A 353-nucleotide genomic window follows, 5' to 3' on the forward strand; every position below is an offset into this window, starting at 1 on the left:
GGGACTGCCGCACGGGTAGGTGACACCTGATTTGGCTTGCCGGAGGGTGAGCCGGAAGGATGCCATCGTGCCCAAGCCCTATCCCCGTGAGTTCCGTGACGATGTCGTGCGGGTCGCCCGCAATCGTGACGCCGGGGTGACGATCGAGGAGATCGCGGCCGATTTCGGGGTACACCCGATGACGGTGTCGAAGTGGATGCGCAACGCCGACGTCGACGACGGGGTGAAACCCGGGATGACTACGAATGAGTCGGCCGAGGTGCGGGCGTTGCGGCGCCGGGTCAAGTTGCTCGAGCAGGAGAACGAGGTCCTCAAACGGGCCGCGGCGTATCTGTCGCAGGCCAACCTGCCGG

At 65.7% G+C, this 353-nt stretch carries 1 protein-coding gene; it reads left to right on the forward strand.

Features of this window, described 5'->3' with window-relative positions; translation table 11 throughout:
- Positions 1 to 67 precede the first annotated feature (67 nt).
- Positions 68 to 353 (forward strand): transposase (locus K7711_RS47165; protein ID WP_222979730.1); only part of this gene is annotated, 286 nt, incomplete at its 3' end.

The sequence above is a fragment of the Nocardia coffeae genome (assembly GCF_019890715.1).
GTDB lineage: Bacteria > Actinomycetota > Actinomycetes > Mycobacteriales > Mycobacteriaceae > Nocardia > Nocardia jiangxiensis.